The organism is Rhizobium sp. ARZ01 (assembly GCF_014851675.1).
GTDB lineage: Bacteria > Pseudomonadota > Alphaproteobacteria > Rhizobiales > Rhizobiaceae > Mycoplana.
This window is the reverse complement of record NZ_JACVAE010000001.1, coordinates 1,180,827-1,201,956: the sequence shown is the minus strand read 5'-3', so window position 1 is coordinate 1,201,956 and position 21,130 is coordinate 1,180,827. Positions and strand designations below refer to the sequence as shown.

Below are 21,130 nucleotides of genomic sequence, written 5' to 3'. Positions count from 1 at the left end.
CCGTCCAGATCTCGCTGCCGAGCGCAAAAGGCGTCTTAGTTGACGCCCTGCTTCATCTGCTGGGTCATCGTCACGGCTGCGCGACGGTCCTTTTCGCTGGCGAGGGAGAAGGCCTGTTCCTGCATCTCCTCCAGCCAGCCTCGATCGCTGGGGGCACAATTGTCGAGCGCTGTGGTCATCATCGCCAATCCGCGGGCCGTCTGCCCTTCCTGGAAGATGACGTTGCCCAACAAGCCCATGGCACCGGCATGGCCGTTCTTCTGCGCACGGTTCAACCATTTCTTCGCCTGGTGGACGTTGGCCGCGCCGCCTTCTCCGGTAAGGATCATGCGAGCCAGTTCGAACTGCGCGTCAGGCACGCCGAACGTCGATGCGGCCTGGAAATAAAGCTGACGCGCCTGCGCCAGATCGATCTTCACCGGGCTGTCGGGAATGCCGCGGCGATAATAACCTGCCAGCGCGATCAGAGCATTGGCGAAGAAGCCGGTGTCGTCCGACCCCGGCTCCACCCCCTGATTGGCGATGGCGCTATAGATCTTGAACGCTTCCAGGTCGTTCTCGGCGACGCCGTCGCCATCCGCATACATATTGGCGAGCGCCCAACGCGATCCGGTATGGCCCTTTTCGGCCGCGTAGCGATAGGCTTCGACCGCGTCTTCCTTGCGGCCTTCCTTGTAGGAGAAGAAGCCAAACTTGAAGAGATCGAAGGGGCCGCTTTCCTTGCTTACGCCCGACGCCGGATCGAACGCATAAGCCTTCGTCGCCGACAGCCCGTTACCCAAAGAAAGACAGAGGCCAAGGGCCAGACATTTTATCGAGAGTGACTCAGACTTGTACATGGCTACAGCTATCTTCCGCAGTGCCCCATTCCGGGCTCGATGCGGTTTTCCGTAAGAGGAACAGTGACTTGAAGAAGGTCATCCATGTACCGACCGATCGCCATGCGGCATTCAACGGCCATTGCCGGCGCTACACGCATTCGGCGTTCCTCCGGCAATATCGTCACCAATGGCATCACTCGGTTCATCGTTTCCTTAGGCGCTCTCTGAAGCGCGCTCTCGGCCTATCGCTGCTCCCTGTTTGTGGCGGGAAATGGACAAGACGGCTCGCCACTCTTGTCTAGCAAACTATCGCAAAGAATGTGTTGCCAAATCGGCACAGACACCGAAAGGAGAACAGTGCCTGTCAACCATCTCCCGTTGCCACCGGATCATCCGGCATTGAGCGCAGCATCGGATAAAAAAAAGGCCCGGGTATGGCCCGGACCTCACTTTTTAAATCGGAAGTCGATCAGAACTTGATTTTCAACTCACCGGACAGGGCCGAGACGAAGTCGGTGCCGTATTCGTAGCTGGTTGTGGTCAGGTGGACCGGATTGGATTCGCCGCTCGTCAGGATGCCAAGGGCGCCGCCAAGACGCAGTTCTACATTTTCGGTAGGCGTATAGGCCGTACCGAGACCGACGGTCCAGCTGTCGGACTGCGAGCCGGTCACGGTGCTCGTTCCGCGATCCCAGGTCAGGCTCACACCGCCGCTCCATTGATCGTTGAACTTGTGGCCGACACCGCTGCTCACGGTCCAGCCGTCACGATAGTAGAGATCGAGCGAGGTGACTTCGACCGGCGAACCGGAGAAGCAGCCCGCAATCCCCTTTGTGGCCTTCGGGCAGAAGGAAATGTTCTGCATTCGGCTCCAGTTTGTCCACTTGATCGAACCGAAGGCCAACCAATCGGGTGCAATGCCGCTCTGCACCTTGAGCTCAAGAACCTCAGGCATCGTCGCCGTGCCATAGACTGGCGTATTGATTCCGCTCAGAGGATCGAGCCCGACCGGAAGGTCGGTCAGGTCAAGCACACCATTGATTTCGCCAAGGTCAACCTTGCTGGTGTAAACCAAGCTTGCGCGCATGGCGTATTCGGGGATCTCATAGCCGATACCCGCGCGCCAGCCGCCGCCATTGCCTTCCATGTCCTCCAGGCGACCGAGCCCCGAAGAAACAATGCCCATCATCTCCAAGAGTTCCGGCGCCAGGACCAAGGCTTCCTTTTCGCCGCCAACTTCCTGATAGAACCCGCCAGCGATGAAACGCAATTTGCCCGGGCCAGCATCGAACTTGTAAGAGCAGGCGCCGCCGTAATTCCGGCTGAACACCTTGATTTCGGTCATGTCATAGGCGCCGGCCCAGCCCTGGCCAGGATTGGAGTGCGCTCCCCACGGCTCGGAGTAGTCGACCACGCAGTCAACCGCATCGCCGATGCTTGCCTTGGCGCCCAGATAGGGATCCGCATAGTTTTCATATTCGTCGGCCGTCGAGCTGTACCCGAGGTCGTTCAATGTCGGAAGCGGCAACCCTGTCGCCGGATTGAGGTGCACGCTGTGGTCGACAGCATTCTTCATCTCGCGGTTCGGCATGACGTAGGTCACCGTGCCGTCAAAGACGTACGGCGATTTCTCGAACAACAGGTCCACGTCGTAACCGTGACGCTCAAGGCCGCCGGCCAGCGCCGAAGTCGAAACGGCGAACGCAGCAAGCCCCAGTACGCTCGACGCCAGTGTTTTTCTTTGCATGAAAGTCCCCCTCGCAATCTCCACGCCAGTCCAGTCCCCCCGGAACCGTCGCAGTCGCCGGGAGTATCAGAAAGTGCAGGCCGCTTGGCAAATGAGTGACGTGAAACGTAGCGACCCGATGAGGTTCGCTCATTTACGTAAGCTTCCCCTCTACGCGCCCTACACGCGGAACAAATAGAATATTTTCGCGCACCTTAAGCAAAGCTGCCGAAATTTAGGTATCTCTTTCCACATCGCAGGCGGCGTGTCACATTTCAACCACATTGGCCGAATTGGTCCCATCCACAATGTAAAACCGCGCCACCGTCGCGGCGCGGTTGCATTTTACGCGGACAAATCGCAGCTAGTACCGACTCAACCGGCCTCGGCCACCCGAGCAAGGGCAATGCCGAGACTCGACAGTTGCTGATCCAGTTCCGCCAGCCTTTCGCGCTCGGCCTCGACGACTTCCGGCTTGGCATTGGCGACGAACTTTTCGTTGGCCAGTTTGCTGCGAATGCGATCGGCTTCAGCGCCGGCCTTGGCGATCGCCTTTTCCAGGCGCGCGGCTTCCGCAGCGAGATCGATCAAGCTGCCGAGCGGCAGGCAAGCCGTCGCCTCGCCGACCACGATCTGCGCAGATCCCTTGGGAGCCTCGTCGGCGAGCGTGATCGCGTCCACGCGGGCCAGCCGGCGGATCGCCGCTTCGTGGCGCTCCAGCCGGGTCCGCGTCACGGCGTTGGCGTCGACGATGACAAGCGGTGCCATGGCGCTCGGGGGAACGTTCATCTCCGCGCGCACGGAGCGGATCCCCGTGACGAGATCGACCAGCCAGTTGATCTCGTCGGCGGCCGCGTCGTCGGCATAGGCAGGGGACGGCCACTCGGCGTGGCAGATCAGACCAACGCGCTCGTTGCCCTCGCCCGCCGTATGCGCCCAAAGTTCTTCCGTCATGAACGGCATGAACGGATGCAGAAGCTTGTAGGTCTCTTCCAGAACATAGGCTGCGCAGGCCTGTGATTCCGCCTTCGCACCCTCGTCCTCACCGTTGAAGATCGGCTTCAGCAGCTCCAGATACCAGTCGCAGAACTGGTTCCAAATAAAGCGATAGAGGGAGCCAGCCGCATCGTTGAAGCGGTAGTTCTCGATCGCTTCGGTGACGTCGCGCGCAGTCCGAGCGAGTTCAGTCAGAATCCAGCGGTTGATCGTCAGCGATGCGGCTTCCGGCACGAACTGCGGGTCGATCTTGACACCGTTCATCTCGGCGAACCGCGTGGCATTCCAGAGCTTGGTGCCGAAATTGCGATAGCCGGCGATGCGCGCCGGATCGAGCTTCACGTCGCGGCCCTGGGCGGCCATGATCGCGAGCGTGAAGCGCAGCGCGTCTGCGCCGTACTCGTCGATCAGGTCGAGCGGATCGATGACGTTGCCCTTCGACTTCGACATCTTCTGCCCGTTCTTGTCGCGCACCAGCGCGTGAACGTAGACGGTGTGGAACGGTTCGATCGGGTTTCCCTGATCGTCCTTCATGAAATGCAGCCCCATCATCATCATCCGGGCGACCCAGAAGAAGATGATGTCGAAGCCGGTTACCAATACGTCGGTCTGGTAGTACCGATCCAGCTCCGGCGTCTCTTTCGGCCAGCCGAGCGTGGAGAACGGCCAGAGCGCCGAGGAGAACCAGGTGTCGAGCACGTCCTCGTCGCGCGTCAGGATCTCGCCGGGCTTAAAGTTCTCCAGCTTGTCCTCGACCCAGGCTTTCCACGGCCCTTCGTGCGAAATGTAGTGCTGGATGGCGGCGTGCAACGCCTCCTCCTCGGTCTTCTCGACGAAGACCTGACCGTCCGGGCCGTACCAGGCCGGGATCTGATGGCCCCACCAGAGCTGGCGCGACACGCACCAGGGCTGGATGTTCTCCATCCACTCGAAGTAGGTTTTTTCCCAGTTCTTCGGGACAAATTTCGTGCGGCCTTCGCGCACCGATGCGATCGCCGGCTTGGCGAGCGTCTTGGCGTCGACATACCATTGCTCGGTCAGCCGCGGCTCGATCGGCACGCCGCCGCGATCGCCATGCGGAACCGTGTGCTTGTGCGGCTCGATCTTGTCGACGAGGCCCGCTTCATCGAGGAACTCGACGATGATCTTGCGCGCCTCAAAACGGTCCTTGCCCTCAAGCTGATCCCAGGCGCCATGCAGCGCTGCCGGATGATCGAGGCCTTCGAGGAAATCCTCGTTATCCTTGATGGCGATGCGCCCTTCGATGGTCAGCACGCTGACCGCGCGCAGACCCTGGCGTTTGCCGACGTCGAAATCGTTGAAGTCGTGGGCGGGGGTCATCTTGACGGCGCCCGTTCCAGCGGTCGGATCCGGGTATTCGTCCGCGACGATCGGAATGCGGCGGCCGACGATCGGCAGAATGACGTGCTTGCCGACGATGCCCTTGTAGCGCTCGTCGTCCGGATGGACGGCAACGCCGGTATCGCCAAGCATCGTTTCCGGCCGCGTCGTCGCGACGACGAGATAGTCGCGGGTCTCCCATTCGACGGGCTTTCCGTCCTCGTCAAAGGCAATCGGGTGCTGATAGGTCACGCCCGGCTCGAGCGGGTAGCGCAGGTGCCACAGGTTGCCGTTCACTTCCACCTGCTCGACCTCGAGGTCGGAAATGGCGGTCAGAAGCTTCGGGTCCCAGTTCACAAGACGCTTGTCCTTGTAGATGAGACCTTCCTTGTAAAGCGTTACGAATACTTCGAGAACGGCCTCCGAGAGGCCCTCGTCCATGGTAAAGCGCTCGCGTGACCAGTCGGCCGAGGCACCAAGGCGGCGCAACTGGTTGAAGATCAGGCCGCCCGACTCAGCCTTCCATTCCCACACCTTCTCGACAAACGCCTCGCGGCCCATCTCGCGACGGTGCTGCTGCTTTTCCATGAGCTTACGCTCGACCACCATCTGGGTCGCAATGCCGGCATGGTCCATGCCAGGCTGCCACAGCACGTCCTTGCCGCGCATGCGCTCGAAGCGCACCATGATGTCTTGCAGCGTATTGTTGAGCGCATGGCCCATGTGCAGCGAACCGGTAACGTTCGGCGGAGGAATCACGATCGAGAAGGTTTCGGCGCCGGGTTTGGCCCCCGCGCCGGCACGAAACGCATCCGCGTCTTCCCATACCTTCGCAATTCTCGGTTCTACGGCCGCGGAATCGTAATTTTTCTCAAGCATCTTACTGGCCATACCCATTGTTGCAGTCATCGGGTTCTAAACCGGATGCCCAGATTGAAGTCAACAACCTCAAAAGAAAAGCCGCGCTCCCGGCGCGGCTTGCAGTGCTGCACGCCCTTTCAGGACATGGGGCAGCACAATGGCAGAAGCAAGGGGCTAGCGGCGCGGACCACGTGCCACGCGGGCAATTTCCTCCCGCACCAGCCGCTCCACGAGAGTCGGCAGGTTGTCGTCGAGCCATTCCTGCAGCATCGGCCGCAACATTTCCTCGGCGATCTCATCGAACGAGCGACGCGGGCCGGCCTCGACGGCCTCCGCCAACGCCCCGAAGGAGTTCGCCACCTGTGCGCCCACCGCGGGCGAAACGAGCGACGCGGCTGCGGCAGGCAACGCCGCATCGGTCAACGGCGCCGCAGACACTTCGTAGGTATCGCTGTTGGTCCGAGACGGACCGAAATCTTCCCCGGCCGCTTTCGCGCCCTGCAAATCGACACCCACTGCACTGGAGGGAGGCATCCGCGTAGTCGTCAGCGGACTCGTCACATTCTGTTGGCGCTCCGACCGCTCCGGCTGTTGGCGCTCAGACCTCTCCAGTTCGGCGTTACCTGTGTTTGCCTCGCGCGTGAGGACGCCGCTTCGCTCGGAGGCGGCGCGTACGCGGGCTGCGACATCGGCAAGCGAAATCGCCGGTTGAGCCGCGCGCGTATCGGGCTGGACCACCGGCATTACATCGGGCGCGGAATCCTTCACCTCGGCAGCGCGGCGGGCTTCCTCGGCATGGAAATCGGCGACGATGATCTCGTCGTCGAAATTGTCATCATCGGACGCCGCATCGATGTTCGCGGGTTGGATCAGCATCGGAGGCGCGCCAAGCGGCGGCTCGTTGCTCTCGATGATCCGGCGGATCGACGCCAGGATCTCCTCCATCGAGGGTTCACGCGCTACATTCGGCTGAGCCATTTTCATCCCCGTTCACTGCTATTCGCAGCCGACGAACACGAAATGGGGGCTCGATGCGGTGCGATGAGCAAGACCATAAGCCACTCGCGAGGGCAAAAAAATCGTCGCGAATCAACTCTTAACAGTGATGCACAGAATTGTGGGCCCTGCCAACGGGCGGGGTTTTACCGACCGTCCACGGTGCGCAGGCCGAACCACTTGTCCTTGACGGCTTCGTAGTGGTCGCCGGCGCGATACTCGGCCACCTTCAGCCCCTGGTCCCGGACCGTCAGGCGCCCCATCGACGCAAGAAGCGAATAGCTAGCGACGACCGCGATCCGCTGGGAGATCACAAGCCGCTCCTGGGCATCGAGCACGGTCTGCTGAGCGATCAGCACGTCCAACGTTGTACGCTGACCGACGTTGCGCTCCTCGATCACGCCCTTCAGCGCCAGATCCGCAGCTTCGATTTCCGCCTCGTTCGCCTTGATCGCCGCCAATGCGGCCTCGAGCTGCGTATAGACGGAAATGATCGTCTGCTGCACCTCAAGACGCGCCGAATCGACGAGGATGCGTTGCTGGCCGAGCCGTTCCTTGGCCTGGCGGATCTGACCATATTCGGCGCCGCCCTGGTAAAGCGGTATCGTCACGCGGGCGGAAATGCTGCCGGCGACGTTATCGGGGTTGGCGTTGTCACCGCCATCGACTGTTTTAAAAACATCGCCCTGGAGGGAAACGCCAGGAAGCATGGTGCCCTCGGCCGCCTTGACGTTATAGCCGGCCGCATCGACACTGCGCTGCGCCGAGAGGATCTGCGGATTGTCGCGCAGACCGTTGGCGACCGCCACATCGAGGTTCCTCGGGATTCCGCGCGTGGTCGGCACCGGCTGCTTGATATTCTTCGGCTGGTCGCCGACGATCTGGAAATAGACCGCCTCGCTCGACTTCAGTGCCGCCTGCGCAGAAACGAGCAGAGCCTCGGCCTCGGCAAGCTGGGCTTCGGCCAGGCTCACGTCCGTCTGCGTCCCCTCGCCAACATCGAGGCGGGCCCTGGAGGCATTGAGCTGCTCGCGCAGGAACGCCAGGTTCTGCTTGCGGATGTTCACGATCGCCTGGTCGCGAGCGATGTTGGTGTAGGCCTCGACCGCGGTGAGGAGAATCGAGATTTCCTGCGCGCGCAGTGCTTCGCGGTTGGCCAGCACGTTCGCCTCGGCAGAACGCACCCTGTTCAGTGTCTGAAAGCCGTCGAAGATCTGCTGGGTGATCGAAATGCCATAGGAGGAGTTGACGCTATCTCGACGCGTCAGTGGTGCGGAGCAGAACCCCCCAGGGGATACGGGAACGGCACAATCTTTGTCAAAGCTCCTGCGTGTTGCAGAGGCCTCCGCCACACCATTGATCTGCGGACGCATGGCGGCCTTCGCTATGGTCACGTTCTCGTCGATGGCGCGCAGTGCGGCCCGCGCGGCGTTCAGGTCCGGATTGTTCGCGTAGGTCTTCGCCATGGCGCCGGCCAAGGTTTCGGCAGACAAAGGCTGCGTCGTTGCCAGTAAGATGGGAACGAGGGCTGCTGCCAGCGCGGTCTTGCGAAAGTTATACACGTATAGACTCCAGACTGGACCGGCGTATCGGCCCCGCTTTACGCAACAACGACAGCCATCAGCGCCGCGATACGCATGTTTTCCTGCGAATGCAACGGTCCGATCTGGTCGCCACACTCTGGCCTTATGCCATCACCTGTATCTTTTCCCCACCCTCAGCACAAGTACTGAGGTACCATCGCACTTACACCCGACCTGCTTCCGACGAACTATCCACAGGCCTGATCCAATTCCCCAACTCGTTATTCAGCATTTACCTCGCACACAATGCACGTGATCGTATGCTAAATTAATATAAAATCCTTTCCGAATTTCGAATCGGATTTCACGGTCCCTCAGAACACGAACTCTGCAGCCTTGCGGAAGCCCGGCAACGGCTTGACGGCAGTGTTGAAGACAGTGCGCTCCGAGGCGATACCGCGCTCCTTGACGAACAGCCGCGCCCTCGATGCATTGCCGTAACCCTCAACAGCCACCAGCCGCCCGCCGTCACGCAACTCGCCAAAGAACGACTCCGGAATGACTTCGACGGCACCGTTCACGAATACGACGTCATAGGGGGCCTCGGCCCCGTATCCCTTCTCGAGGTCGCCGGTGACGACCGCGACATTGTCATAGCCGAGTTCGGCTAGCGTTTCGCTCGCCTTTGCAGCCAGAGCCTCATCGCTTTCAAGCGCCACCACCGATCCGGCCAGCATGGACAGGATTGCCGAGGCATACCCCGTACCACAGCCGACCTCGAGAACCAGGTCCTCTTTGGTGATCGTGGCAAGCTGGATGAGCTTTGCGAGCGGCGACGGCTCCATAAGATAGCGGCCCGGCGCTATCTCGATATCATTATCTATGTAGGCGAGCGGCTTCGAGGCGGCGGGAACGAAGGCTTCGCGCGGAGCCTTCAGGAACGCTTCGAGCACGGAATGCGAAGTCACATCCGTGGTCCGTATCTGGTTGTCGACCATTTTAATGCGCGCTGCGGTATAGTCCATCATTCCTGCCCTGTCAGAAGCTCGCGGCCGTTCGGTCGGCCGGCGGATATATTCAGCCTGTCTTAATGCTCTTTCATATTGGGTGTCCATATCCATAGCCGCCACCTATGGGCAAAAAATGACGCACTCCCCACAACGTGGGCGAGATATATCATGAGTATTTAACTCATAATAATATTGCTCCGGCGCACATTTGTGGTATGAAATACTCATGATTTCGCCCCCGCGAACGCGCGCCCTACCCCTGCTGCTCGCTTCCCCATAACGACTACCGAGGATCCGACCTTGTCAAAACAGCGCCACGTGGCGGCGGCCATGACCGTAATCGGCCTAGTATTTTGCTCAACACCGGGACACGCCCAGGAAGGGGCCGCGTCATCGGTCACCAGCACAGCGCACACGCAAGACCGGCCGAGTACTTCCAGCAATGCAAACACGGGGCCTGGTGTGAACACCGCGGCGTCGTCCGTAGGCACTGCGACTGCGGTCGAGGGCTTGGAAATCGACACCTTATCTTCCGAGACGGTCGCGCCCGGCGTCCAACAACGCCCAGATGCAAATGACACGTCGACGGGCACCGAAGGCGAGCGACAGAGCGGTTTGCCGCACGATCTATCGCCCTGGGGCATGTTCCTTGCTGCAGACGTGGTCGTAAAAGCAGTGATGATCGGCCTTGCCTTTGCGTCCGTCGCCACCTGGACCGTCCTCATCGCCAAAATTGTCGAGCTTGCGACCGCTCAACGCTCTGTCAGACGCGCCATTGCCGATCTCACGGCAGCGCAGGGTCTCGCTGTCGCCGAGCAGATCTTCGCCGGTCGCCAGAGCGTTCCCGCACACATGGTCGCGGCCGCGCGGGCCGAGATGAACAGTTCGGAAGCCGTGCTGGATCACGTCTCAGACGCGGGGGTGAAGGAACGGGTCGCCTCGCGCCTCCAGCGCATGGAAGTTCAGGCCGCCCGCCGGATCGCCAAGGGAACGGGCCTCCTCGCAACGATCGGCTCGACCGCACCATTTGTCGGCCTTTTCGGTACCGTCTGGGGAATCATGAACTCGTTCATCGGAATCTCGAAGGCGCAGACGACCAATCTGGCGATCGTCGCGCCAGGGATCGCCGAGGCGCTTCTTGCAACCGCCATTGGCCTTGTGGCGGCCATTCCCGCCGTCGTCATCTACAACTTCCTTGCCCGCGCCATCACCGGCTACCGGCAAGGACTAACCGACACCTCGGCCGCAATCGAACGCCTCGTCAGCCGCGACCTCGATGTGCGCCGCTCGAAGCTTGCGGCATTCCGCCCCTCCGGCTCCACCCGTCCGGACCCCACTCTCGTCAGGGTCGGGTGAGCCATGGCCGGCAGGATCAAGGAAGGCGGCAGCGACGATCTTGAGGAGAACAGCGAGATCAACGTGACGCCGTTCATCGACGTGATGCTCGTGCTGCTCATCATCTTCATGGTGGCCGCACCGCTGGCGACGGTGGATATTAACGTCGACCTCCCCTCCTCGGTCGCCAAACCGGCACCGCGCGAAGACAAGCCGGTGTTCGTGACGCTGAAGAAGGATCTGGCGCTTTCGCTCGGCAATGGCACGGTGGAACGTGATGACTTCGCTGCAGACCTGGATGCAATCACGCAGGGCAACAAGGAAACGCGCATCCTGCTTCGTGCCGACAAGGCGGTCGGCTATGGCGACGTTATGGAAGTGATGAACCTGTTGCGTGCAGCCGGCTACCCGAGAATCGCTCTTGTCGGGCTGGAGGGAACCCCAGGCTGACCATCCGAGCGGAAGCGCCTGTTGCGCCGGCGTTAAGTATCTAGACACCCTGCCCGGCCCAGAGCCCTTGCGGACGCCGCGATCCCCTTGCCACCCGCCCGCAACGAGCGGTAGATTGAAATCCGCTGCATGCTCCCGGCAATGGAGGACGCCATGACCCACCGTGCTTCGATACTCATGCTTGCATTGGCGCTTCTCGCCCTACCCGGCTGCGCCACCCAATCAGGCGCCTACAACACAACCTATTCTCAGTACCAGGGCCCATCGCCGGACGCAGAAGTCACGGGGATGCGTACCGGTACCATGAACGCCGAGTACTGATCTATCGAGGCACACGGGCGACGCGCGCGACAACTCCGCACTACTGGACGCGACCGATCGCTCGACCTACTCAGCCAGGGTTCATGCGCTAGACTCTAGATGATCAGGATGCACACGCAAAACGGGCGGGTTTGCTGCCCGCCCGCTATGCCATCTCACAGGCCCCCCGCGACTACTGGCCGGTGACGACCTTGGTCCAGATCCGGGTGACGATGCGCTGCGTCTTCGGGTCGTACGGATCGTGCGTGTAGAGCTTCTTCATCGTTTCCTCGGAGAGGTAGACCGACGGATCCTCGAGGATTTCCTTGCTGACGAAGGGCTGCGACGCCTTGTTGCCGTTGGCGTAGAACACGTAGTTCGTAGCCTTAGCGATGACCTCCGGCTTCATCATATAATTGAGGAAGGCATGCGCCTCTTCGACATGCGGCGCATCAGCCGGGATTGCCATCATGTCGAACCACATCATCGTCCCGTCGGCGGGCACCGAGTAGCCGACTTCGACACCGGCGCCGGCTTCCGACGCGCGATCGCGCGCCTGCAGAACATCGCCGGACCAACCGAGCGCCAGGCAGATATCACCGTTCGCCAGAGCGTTGATATATTCGGAGGAGTGGAACTTGCGGACATACGGGCGGACCGACTGCAGGAGTTCGCCGGCCTTTTCCAGATCCGCGGGATCGTGCGAGTTGGGGTCAAGTCCGAGATAGTGGAGTGCCATTGGCATCATCTCCGTCGCGGAATCGAGGAAGTAGATGCCGCAATCCTTGAATTTGGCCGCGAGCTCCGGATTGAACACGACATCCCAGCCGGGCGCCTCGTCCGTGCCGAGTATCTCCTTGACCTTCTGAACATTGTAGCCGATGCCGTTCGTGCCCCACATGTAGTTGATGGCATACTCATTGCCCGGATCGGCAAAGGCGACGCGCTGCGAGATCTCGTCCCACATGTTGACGAGGTTCGGCAGCTTCGACTTGTCCAGCTTCTGGAACACGCCCGCCTGGATCTGTCGCTGCAGGAAGTCTGCAGTCGGCACCACGACGTCGTATCCAGTCCCACCGGCAAGCAGCTTCGTTTCCGCAGTTTCGTTGGAATCAAACGTGTCGTAGACGACCTTGATCCCCGTTTCCTTCGTAAAGTCAGCCAGGATCGAATCATCGATATAGTCGGACCAGTTGTAAATGTTCACCGTCCGCTCCTGCGCCTCTGCCGGCAACGCGATGATGCCGGTCAGTGCTGCAACCGCAACAGTCGCCAAGAAGTTCAACTTTCTCATGAAGGGTACTCCCGATATCAAAAAATTCTGCCCGTATCAGAGCCGGGCGGACATAATGTGCACGTTAGGATCAGTCCGTAATCTCTTCTACCATAATTGAAATCTCTTCCGTAGCTTGAACAAGGCGAAAACGTCTTGTGAGGTCGTGAGCTATCGGTGGGAAGAGAGAAGGAAAACCGGCGGACTTGAAATTGGCCGCCCCGAAACGCAGCGGATGTAGCATTGCTACCGTCCCACGCTGACAGATGCCAGTGGATTACCGTTACCTGACAAGATCTGTGCGACGCCGCGAATGGCGACGCGGAACGCTTCGTCGAAATTGACGCCGCGCACTTCCCAGGTGATGGAAGCCGCGCCGTGGCGGAACTGCCACCGGGCCACCCAGCCAAGGTCCTTTTCGCTCCAGGTGAGATGACCGACAACCGGCGTGGCGAAAGCCTGCGGGATGTCGGATGGTTCGACATCGTCGGGACGAATGCGCCCCGCCGCTGAAAGCGTGCTCTTTATTTCTGCTTCGCTCGGAAAGGCGACGGTAAAGGCGAGCGGCGTGGCGGCCTGCTCGAAAGCCTGGCGCATGGCGAGGTCGCGTGGCTGATCACGCTCGACGGCGTAGGTCGTTACGCCGCGGCTGACATTGAGGAAAATGCTGAGATGTGGTCGTTCCCCACGCCAGGGCCGGCTACCCAATTGCCGAAGTAGCCCGTCGATAACGACCGGCTCATATCTGCAGGTCAGGTCATGTGGCCGGTCATGGGTGCCCTGTTCATCGTGGATGGGTCGACCGGCAAGCCGGTCCCGGTAGGTGAAGGAGGCGATGAAACTGCCCGCATGGGCTCTCGGTTCGGCCATTGCCGGCAGTGTCGTTAGTCGCTGATCACCCGAGACGCGGATTAGCACGCGATCAAGGCACTCCTGGAAACCTGCCGGGCGGTTCCTTTCGTCGCTGCCGGTGACGATCGTGACCGACTGGTAAAGGTCGTCGAGATCGGTCGCTCCCGCTGGAGAGGCGAGAGCGCACATGGCGACCGTAATACCGGTGATGCAACGAAAGTAATGCATCCTGCCCCCATATTCCGGCCCACCCGGGGTAGCTGGTCGCAAGAAATACCACCTCCGAGCGATCAATGCAAAGGCAGGCTATCTTGCCGACGGTGACCCAGTTCTTGAACCCGCCGGCCGCTTGCGGCTGGCCGATTCGCGCGGCACCTCGGGCCGAAACCGGAGGGTGCGGCGCGCGTCATGAGGATGCTACACTCGCAACGCAGAACGGGCGCGCCTCGCACGCAGGCCGTGGCGAAGATCGATCGGGACGGAGTGGGCGCGAAGCTGCTGGCTTCGCAGGGATAAACGGCGAACGAATTGCCACACTTAGCCCTACGGTGGCGTTCTGGAGTGCCACACCCAAAAAGATAGAGCAGTAAAAACAATGCCTTACATGGAAAGAAAGCGAAGGTGGAGGCCTCGCCCGGAATCGAACCGGGGTGCAAGGATTTGCAGTCCTCTGCGTAACCACTCCGCCACGAGGCCGTCCGTTTGCTTAAAAGCGAGTGGTGCCGGGCGTTTAGAACGAATTTCACGTGGACGCAAGGGGGCTGATCCCGGATTCGCTCGTCTCCCGTTTTTCAATTGATGTTTCCACAGCGTTCGAACAGATCGCCCCGATCAACATCTCTGCCAGCAATCTCGGGACGCTGCGGCACTATGGCGTTGGCCACATTCAAATTCAGCGTCAATTCGAAGCCAACGGCAACACGCACCACCCGTTTGCTCTCCGCCCCCCAAAATCACGTCGGAACAGAAACCTATCGTCACCTGCTGTAGTAATAAGGCGAGATGCACAGCCGGCGCGGGCCATAATAGGGCTGAAATGAGTTGTCATCCGCTCTGTACGACCGGTAACGCGCATAGCACCAGCCGACATGAGTATCCGATCCGTAGTAGCTCGGCACATAGTAGCGCGGCGCGTTATACCGGTAGCCCGGCGCATAGGATTGGGTCAGCAGCCCACCAAGGATCGCTCCGACCGCCAACCCGCCGAACACGGCCCCGAAATCATCGAAATCATCGTGATCGTCATAATGGCGATGGTGGTGCCCGTGACGATAGAACCTGTAACGGTGAGAATGATTGCGATGACCATCGTCGCCACGTCGATAATATCTTCGAAATGTGCCGCCATCATTGTCGCCGCGATTGGCTATAAAGCCGCGGTTCCAGGCGCGTTTGCGATACCACTTGCGCTGCTTCACCTGCTGAACATCACTCGAGACCTGAAGCTGCGCGCCTTGGATTGACGGAAATGCCTCCGCCGGCAGGGTTCCGGCAATGGCAGTCACCGCGGATAGGCCGATAGTTGCGAGCATCTTCATGTGCGTCACCCTTGCCATTTGATGGCATAACGCACGAGACGGCTCTTTGTGCCGCAACGGCGCGCCTAGCCACAGCACAGACGAACACAAGAGCGGCGCCACGGCGCGCCCGCATTGACAAGGAACGCCGTTCGCCCCGCTCCTAGCCCCGGCGGCGCATCTTGCGCGTCGCCCACCAGACGGCGAGCTTGCGCCGCTGGCGGCGGACGGAGGGAGAATCGTGCGACAACACAAGAAGGCCAAGCGGAATCATCCAGAAGCCGAGTACGGGCAGGAAGCCGAGTAGGCCAAAGAAGATCAGCATGAAACCGATGAGCATGCGGACCATGCGCGACTGCGGAAGCCTCTGGCGGTACGGGCCAATGACGATCTCATGGGTCCGATGATCGATGCCGAAGCGGGTCTTCGACGTGTTTTTCGGCTTCATCCGTTCAGCTCGCAATTCAGGAATGCTGGATTTCCACGTGGTTCAGCGTCTCATCTGGGCCCTTCTCCACAATCAATCAAGGAACTTGCGTTTTTTTCGCAAAAAGCGCTTGGCAAATCGGTCCAGCGTTTGTATTACGCGCTCACTCCGCAGCGAGCGGATGATCCCTGGTAGCTCAGCGGTAGAGCATTCGACTGTTAATCGACAGGTCGCCGGTTCGAATCCGGCCCGGGGAGCCAGTTTCAAGAGCCCTGCACCTCACGGTGCGGGGCTTTTTCTTTAAGCCTTTTCAATAACTTACATCGCCACGCTAACCCGTCCGCCCCCCAAACGCGCGACGCCGCATTGCCTTTTTGGTTACATTTTGGCTACATTTCGGACTACAAGTCATCGGGAGAGAGGCGGTCGATGGGTTCGCACGACATCGCGCGATATGTGGTCAAACACCCGGCGAGCGGAATTTATCGCTACTATCGGCGCGTCCCGACCGAAGTGGCGCACCTCGACGCACGCACCCACATCAAGCAATCGCTGAAGACGAAGAGCCTGAAAGAGGCGCTGGATAAGGCGCAGGCGGTCCACGAGGCCGCCGAAGCCTTCTGGCGAGCACTGCTCGCCGGAAACGACAACGATACCGCCTTCGCCAGATACGAAGCTGCCGTGAAGCTCGCGCAGTCGATGGGCTTTGCCTATAGGCCGGTCGATGAGATTGCCACCCTGCCCCTCGACGAGCTGGAGCGTCGGCTCGCAATCGTCGCTGAGCACTTGGACAAGTCGCAGATCGTGGTCGACGCGGTCGCCGGCACGGTCGAGGAACCGGAGCCACGCATCAGCAATATCTGGTCGCTGTATGAGAAGCACAACGCCGCCGGCCTGACCGGCATGTCGAAGAATCAGATGAGGAAGCACAAGGTCTCGCGCGAGCGTGCCATCCGCTACGCGATCGATGTCCTAGGGGATCTGGAGCTTTCCGCAATCACCCGGGCAGACGTGCTGAAATTTCGCCAGTGGTGGACCGACAAGGTCATCAGCGAAGGACTAACAGCAGACACGGCGAACCGCTCGTTCAGCGACATCATGGGCATGCTGACGCCCATCGATAACGCCTTGCACACCACCTATCACGCGATCTGGGAAAAGGCGCGGATCAAGGAAACGAACGCTACGAAGGGCACCAGTCGGCCGCCCTTCCCCGTCAGCTGGATCAGCGAGAAGATCCTGGCAACCGGCGCGATGGACATGCTCGACGAGGATGCGCGCCTTATCGTCTACTCGATGGTGGAAACCGGCGCCCGGCTCGGCGAGATCTGCAATCTGAGACCGCAGGACATTCGCCTCCACGACGAGGTGCCACATATCGAGATTGCCGAACGAACCGACCGCCGGCAGAAGACTGACCATTCCATCCGCCGCGTGCCGCTCGTCGGTGTCTCGCTCTGGGCAATGTGCCAGCGGCCGCATGGCTTCAAGAAATACCAGGACAAGTCCGATTCCGCCTCCGCGCTGATCAACAAGGTAATGCGCAACAACGGGCTGATGCCCTCCGACGAGCACACAGTTTACTCGCTACGGCACAGCTTTCAGGACAGGATCGAGAACGCCGCCTGCTCCGATCGCATGCAGGCAGACCTTATGGGGCACGAGTTCGGGCGGCCGCGCTACGGCGACGGCCCCGAAATGGAGCGACGGAAGGTGTTCCTCGACGGCATCAAATTCACTTGGGCGCCAGCTGGGATGCAGGGTTAGCGGCTGCTGGTGTCGCCCCTTTACGACAGGCCCTAGCCGCGCCGCGCGGTGGTGGACCCGGAGGGCTACTGGAAAGCATTCAATTTCAGCCATTTGCGAAAAAGTGGGACAAATAATGGGCCTTTGATTTTCTTATGTTTTACAAGCCGATTGTCCCACCACGTTTCTACGACGGATCATGGACAAGCGACAAGCGCGTTACGGCTTCTCGACAACCTAGCCGCGATTTGCTTTATTCCCGCCATCTCGCTAGCTCACGCACCTTCGTCCGAGAACTAAGGCCAACAATGCCATCCCAAACACTGTACAAATTCCTGGACAAGGCCGATGTACATTATTGGTTTGACGGTTCGATCAAACTTTCTTCACTGTCGTATTTCCGCACCTTAGAGGGGCCCGAATGGATAACAGATCGAGAGGAGAACTGCTCAAAATTCAACGCCCAAGACGTTCACATCTTCCATCGCGATTGGGGCGAAGGTAAAGTTCTTGCGGACCGGCTTGAGAAAACAGGAATGTTTATCGTTCCTCCGGGAACGACAGATGCTAGGATTACCGGCCTGCAATTCATGACACAGCAGCCTGAAGTGTATGCCCTCTGCTTTTCGGAAGGACCATTTAAGTCAGCGCGAACCGCAATGTGCGTTAACGCGCCTGACGGATACCGCTACGATGCCTGCATCGTGTTACCGAGACCTTCTGCATTGATAGAACATATCTACAAGGAAGGAACGATAGACAATCAACCAGTAAGGCAATTCTTCAGTCGGTATACAGGTTCATCAGTAAAGTACACGAAGAAGCCCACTGAAATCAATAGGCAGGCGCCCGTCCATTATGGACCGTTTCACAAGCCGCCCTATTTTAAGGAACAGCAAGAGTTCCGCTATGTTTTCGAACCGAAGATGACGCTGGCAGACCGCATAAACGTACGGTTTCCACCGCGCCCCGACTTGATGAAGAAAGTCTTCTAGACCGTCATCTGGCACGTCCCCTCGCCATGCATGCGCAGCGTCCGCTGAGGCGGCCACGCACCAACGTGTAAGATTAACATTCGAAGGGTTCGATGGTCGCTCACTGAACGCAAACAGTAATGCAGTTGCCGCCCGAAACGCCCCTGCTCCGAGTAATTTGCGGCATACGTTCAGCTTGGGAAGCTCGCGACCTTCCTTGATCGTCAACGGCTTGGCTGTAAAACAGGCTCCACTCAGCCCAAACGACATCAATGGCTTAATCGGCCGCTGTAAAACCCATCAGCGTTTCAACCGATCACATAGACCGCACCATCGCCCTCCGGATCGCGCAAGCCCTTGAACGACGAATGTCGCAACTTTCCGTCCTGCGTCCACCCGCGAAACTCGATTTCGGCTACCAGCTTCGGCGCGACGAATACACCCTTGCGCCGACCGACATCGGCGGCCGGCGTCTCTGTCCGGATCTGATCGAGGGCCTCCCGCAAAAGCGTTGCTGTCCGTTCGGTGAAGCCCGTCCCGACCCCGCCGACATAGACCAGGCCATCGCCATTGTGCGCCGCCAGGAGTAGCCGACCTATTCCGCCATAGCCGACGCGGGATGGCTCGTAGCCGATGATCACAAACCCTTCGCGCTGCGTGCATTTGATCTTGACCCATCCGCCACGGCGCCCCGATCGGTACGGACACGTCCGGTCCTTGGCAATGATACCTTCCAGCCCCATTGCGCAGGCCGCTTTCAGGAAGCTCTCGCCATCGGTCTCGATCTCCTCTGAAAACCGGATCGTCGGCTCTGCTTCATCGATCAGCGGCGCCAGCGCCCGCCGGCGATCGGACAACGGCATACCCCGCATGTCGTGCCCATCCAGGTAGAGCAGATCAAAGGCATAGAAGATGACCTCGTGCGCCCGTCGTTTGCCGCCTCGTCCACCGAGGGCATGCTGAAGAGCACCGAAGTCGGATCGACCTTGCGCGTCGAGCGCGACTGCCTCACCATCCAAGATGGCCGTTTCTGCCGGCAGTTGCTTGGCTGTTTTTGCGATGGTGGGGAATCGTTCGGTCCAGTCGTGCCCGCCTCGCGTCATGATGCGCAGGCCTGCAGGCTCCTTGTAAATGACGAGCCGATAGCCGTCCCACTTCACTTCGAAGGCCCATTGCGGGCCAACGGGCGGATTTGCCACGAGCTGCGCAAGGCAAGGCTCGATGCGGTCGGGCATTGGATCCGGCTTGATGGACGGCTTCTCCATGGCACATTATTGCGCCACACGCCGTTTCGCTCCAAGGAAGCAAAATGACTGATGAAGAAGGCCCCCGCCCCCGCCACCAATGGATCAAGGACCGCGACGAGGAACGCCTGTTCGCCGGGTGGGATGGCGCTCGCAAATTCGGCCGACTGCTGAACCCGTCGAACAACCCGAGCAAATGGGACTGGAATCTTGTCTGCCTGGATGGTGTCAGGGATTTTGGGAGGCTCGCCGGCTGGCATGGATCGGAAGACACCGCCCGTCTTGCCGCTAAGGCTTGTGAGGACGCCTACGATGCCGCGATGGCAGGAACCCTATTCGGGATGACGCCGGAGGATGTAGAAGCCATCCTTGAGCACGAGCGATTCATGAAGGCGAGACGGGAAGGCAGGCAATGAAAGACCCGCGCTGGCTTTACGCCCTCATCGTCGCGGTAGGCATCACGACGGTTGCCGGCATGGTGATGCGCGTCGGGCAACTCTTTGGCGCTTGGTAGCCGCTAAGGCTTCGGCCTCGATCAATGCCATGGAGAGCAGGTACAGAAGCAGGGCCGCCCCATCGCCCTCCTCTCGAGCAAGCCTTATGATTTCCGTCAGCATTTGCGAAATGTAGTCAGTGCGCCCTAAGCCCATGATCTCCTCCCGGACGGCGCGCGAGCATGACACAGTAATTGCCTCGCGACATGGGATGGGTATCAGCGCTTGATTCTTCACACTGGCAATCACCCAATTGGGTGAGATCTGACAAAAATCTTCCAGACGTTTTGCCAGAACGTTATGTACCGGGCAACTGGTCGGGTGGTGGTGATCAGGCGCTGCCGGCACCACTCGACAACGCGGCTTTCACCCTTGGCTCCTCAAGACTAGCCCACCCCAACAAGTGGGTAGCCACATCTAGCTATCGCCGTGATTGCGGGTATCGCGTATTATTTGGTTGTGGCGCCTCCCTACGCCACTACCCCAACTGTACTTGCCCGGCGTACCGCACACGCCGGGCTCTTTCTTGGGCGTGCACCTCACCCGACCTTCGCCCCGAACCCCCGCATGAACAGCACTTCTGCACCGCGCGTAGGCGTAACAAAGCGTAAATAAGACAGGGCTAAATTATCATTGTTCGCGGAAATGCGAATTGCTTGCGTATGAGACAGCAAGTAGCCCGGCAGCGCTTCGTGTTGTTGCCGGGCGCCATCACAAAGGTTGCAGCATGATCCGGAATTTCGTGCTCTATTTCTTCGTCATAGCCGGCGCGGTTGCTGCGATCGCGTCGATGGTCATCAATACCGGGCAACTGGACGGGTGGTGGTGATAAATCGCTCGAACCGTGCGCGATTACTATCGCCTCAATGACACGATGGGCGTATATGACGAGTGCGGTGGATCCGGCAAAGGCCCTCGCCGGCCCGCGCGGGGTGGCCCATGAGCAGCAAGCACCGTGTGATTGCTCATTTTGTCGTTGCGCGCGCCAATCGAATAGGATTCGAGATACTTGCCCGCCGACATGGCTCAATTGTCAGATACAGGCTCCTTCACTGCGCCACCGACGCCGTTGTCCTTGGCTTGTACTATGATGCCACGCTGACGGAGATTGATGCTTATCTCGATCGCTACGAAGCGACGATCTCAGAAATGGGTGGGAAAGCGGACGTGTCGCCGATCTCAAACACTGACCAAAGTCCGCAAGAGAACTCAGCGGCCTGCCAACTTGACCGAATGTCGTAACA

Annotated in this window: 18 protein-coding genes and 2 tRNA genes; 8 read left to right on the top strand and 12 right to left on the bottom strand. The window is 59.8% G+C overall.

What is annotated here, in order from left to right:
• Positions 1-35 precede the first annotated feature (35 nt).
• The 6 genes from exoR to IB238_RS05790 all read right to left on the bottom strand — a co-directional run bounded on the left by exoR (position 36) and on the right by IB238_RS05790 (position 9,289).
• Complete coding sequence (gene exoR / locus IB238_RS05815; protein ID WP_192244383.1) at positions 36-839, bottom strand: exopolysaccharide production regulator ExoR; 804 nt, start codon at positions 837-839, stop codon at positions 36-38.
• A gap of 451 nt (positions 840-1,290) precedes the next feature.
• Positions 1,291-2,568: an OmpP1/FadL family transporter gene (locus IB238_RS05810; RefSeq protein WP_192244381.1), complete on the bottom strand. Its 1,278-nt coding sequence runs from the start codon at positions 2,566-2,568 to the stop codon at positions 1,291-1,293.
• A gap of 354 nt (positions 2,569-2,922) precedes the next feature.
• Positions 2,923-5,763, bottom strand: coding sequence for a valine--tRNA ligase (locus tag IB238_RS05805; RefSeq protein ID WP_192244379.1), 2,841 nt, complete (start codon positions 5,761-5,763; stop codon positions 2,923-2,925).
• Positions 5,764-5,919: 156 nt separating this feature from the next.
• Positions 5,920-6,723, bottom strand: a complete 804-nt coding sequence (locus IB238_RS05800) for a DUF2497 domain-containing protein (protein ID WP_192244377.1) — start codon at positions 6,721-6,723, stop codon at positions 5,920-5,922.
• A gap of 164 nt (positions 6,724-6,887) precedes the next feature.
• Positions 6,888-8,279: a TolC family outer membrane protein gene (locus tag IB238_RS05795; RefSeq protein WP_281414453.1), complete on the bottom strand. Its 1,392-nt coding sequence runs from the start codon at positions 8,277-8,279 to the stop codon at positions 6,888-6,890.
• A 359-nt stretch (positions 8,280-8,638) separates the two neighbouring features.
• Positions 8,639-9,289, bottom strand: coding sequence for a protein-L-isoaspartate O-methyltransferase (locus IB238_RS05790; RefSeq protein WP_192244375.1), 651 nt, complete (start codon positions 9,287-9,289; stop codon positions 8,639-8,641).
• Positions 9,290-9,736: 447 nt separating this feature from the next.
• On the opposite strand from IB238_RS05790, the gene exbB reads away from it, so the two are divergent.
• The 3 genes from exbB (at position 9,737) to IB238_RS05775 (ending at position 11,380) form a co-directional block, all read left to right on the top strand.
• On the top strand, positions 9,737-10,630 hold the full coding sequence (gene exbB / locus IB238_RS05785) for a tonB-system energizer ExbB (protein WP_348648201.1): 894 nt from the start codon (positions 9,737-9,739) through the stop codon (positions 10,628-10,630).
• Positions 10,631-10,633: 3 nt separating this feature from the next.
• On the top strand, positions 10,634-11,059 hold the full coding sequence (exbD, locus tag IB238_RS05780; protein ID WP_192244373.1) for a TonB system transport protein ExbD: 426 nt from the start codon (positions 10,634-10,636) through the stop codon (positions 11,057-11,059).
• A 153-nt stretch (positions 11,060-11,212) separates the two neighbouring features.
• Positions 11,213-11,380, top strand: coding sequence for a hypothetical protein (locus tag IB238_RS05775; protein WP_192244371.1), 168 nt, complete (start codon positions 11,213-11,215; stop codon positions 11,378-11,380).
• Positions 11,381-11,552: 172 nt separating this feature from the next.
• Here IB238_RS05775 and IB238_RS05770 read toward each other — a convergent pair whose 3' ends face one another.
• The 5 genes from IB238_RS05770 to IB238_RS05750 form a co-directional block, all read right to left on the bottom strand.
• A complete protein-coding gene (locus tag IB238_RS05770; protein ID WP_192244369.1) occupies positions 11,553-12,653 on the bottom strand; it encodes a polyamine ABC transporter substrate-binding protein in 1,101 nt (366 codons plus the stop codon).
• A gap of 225 nt (positions 12,654-12,878) precedes the next feature.
• Complete coding sequence (locus tag IB238_RS05765; RefSeq protein WP_192244367.1) at positions 12,879-13,712, bottom strand: DUF2066 domain-containing protein; 834 nt, start codon at positions 13,710-13,712, stop codon at positions 12,879-12,881.
• 394 nt (positions 13,713-14,106) lie between these two features.
• Positions 14,107-14,180 (bottom strand) — tRNA-Cys (locus tag IB238_RS05760).
• A gap of 281 nt (positions 14,181-14,461) precedes the next feature.
• Positions 14,462-15,022: a BA14K family protein gene (locus tag IB238_RS05755; protein WP_192244365.1), complete on the bottom strand. Its 561-nt coding sequence runs from the start codon at positions 15,020-15,022 to the stop codon at positions 14,462-14,464.
• Between the two features lie 142 nt (positions 15,023-15,164).
• The gene (locus IB238_RS05750) at positions 15,165-15,449 is read right to left on the bottom strand and encodes a hypothetical protein (protein WP_192244363.1); all 285 of its coding nucleotides are present in this window, start codon (positions 15,447-15,449) and stop codon (positions 15,165-15,167) included.
• 164 nt (positions 15,450-15,613) lie between these two features.
• Between IB238_RS05750 and IB238_RS05745 the strand changes: the two genes are divergently transcribed.
• The 3 genes from IB238_RS05745 to IB238_RS05735 all read left to right on the top strand — a co-directional run bounded on the left by IB238_RS05745 (position 15,614) and on the right by IB238_RS05735 (position 18,169).
• A tRNA-Asn gene (locus tag IB238_RS05745) sits at positions 15,614-15,688 on the top strand.
• 169 nt (positions 15,689-15,857) lie between these two features.
• Positions 15,858-17,195 carry a DUF6538 domain-containing protein gene (locus tag IB238_RS05740; protein ID WP_192244361.1) on the top strand — a complete coding sequence of 446 codons (1,338 nt, stop codon included), beginning with the start codon at positions 15,858-15,860 and terminating at the stop codon, positions 17,193-17,195.
• Between the two features lie 134 nt (positions 17,196-17,329).
• Complete coding sequence (locus tag IB238_RS05735; RefSeq protein WP_192244359.1) at positions 17,330-18,169, top strand: hypothetical protein; 840 nt, start codon at positions 17,330-17,332, stop codon at positions 18,167-18,169.
• Positions 18,170-18,456: 287 nt separating this feature from the next.
• Here IB238_RS05735 and ligD read toward each other — a convergent pair whose 3' ends face one another.
• Positions 18,457-19,413, bottom strand: coding sequence for a non-homologous end-joining DNA ligase (gene ligD / locus IB238_RS05725; protein ID WP_246723485.1), 957 nt, complete (start codon positions 19,411-19,413; stop codon positions 18,457-18,459).
• A 44-nt stretch (positions 19,414-19,457) separates the two neighbouring features.
• Between ligD and IB238_RS05720 the strand changes: the two genes are divergently transcribed.
• A complete protein-coding gene (locus IB238_RS05720; protein WP_192244357.1) occupies positions 19,458-19,808 on the top strand; it encodes a hypothetical protein in 351 nt (116 codons plus the stop codon).
• A gap of 1,017 nt (positions 19,809-20,825) precedes the next feature.
• Positions 20,826-21,128 carry a hypothetical protein gene (locus IB238_RS05715; RefSeq protein WP_192244355.1) on the top strand — a complete coding sequence of 101 codons (303 nt, stop codon included), beginning with the start codon at positions 20,826-20,828 and terminating at the stop codon, positions 21,126-21,128.
• The last annotated feature ends 2 nt before the right edge of the window (positions 21,129-21,130 follow it).